Source organism: Rhodoferax sp. RT5P35 (assembly GCF_056521385.1).
This window is the reverse complement of sequence record NZ_JBWMAX010000262.1, coordinates 766-1,154: the sequence shown is the minus strand read 5'-3', so window position 1 is coordinate 1,154 and position 389 is coordinate 766. Positions and strand designations below refer to the sequence as shown.

General features: G+C 67.4%; 1 protein-coding gene. It reads right to left on the bottom strand.

Annotation, left to right across the window (positions count from 1 at the left end; translation table 11 throughout):
• On the bottom strand, window positions 1-389 hold a 389-nt coding region (locus tag AC097L_RS25500), incomplete at both ends, for a chitobiase/beta-hexosaminidase C-terminal domain-containing protein (protein ID WP_479589494.1).

Below are 389 nucleotides of genomic sequence, written 5' to 3'. Positions count from 1 at the left end.
GGCCGTGCCGGGGTGCATCAGCTTGGCCTGGAAGCTGCCCACGTTGGGGCGCACCACGTTCCACACGAATTCGCGCACCGCGCTGGTGGCCAGGCCATTCTTCTTGGCCACGGCCTTCAGGCGGTACAGGCGCGAGTCGGTTGGTGAGGTGAGCGGGTTGACGAACTGCAGCACGCCGTCCACCGTGAAGTCGTACACCGCACCGCCCGTGGTGGGGTCGGCAGGCTCTTTGCCGTCGAAGGTGACGGTGTAGTAAATCGTGGCCCCGTCGGTCGGGGTGGAGATGCGGACGTAGCGCCGGGGCGCGGTGGTGCCCGCCTTGCACATCACCTGCGGCGGGGCCACCAGTTTGGCGCTGATGCCGGTCTGGATGGCCTTGGCATCGTTGA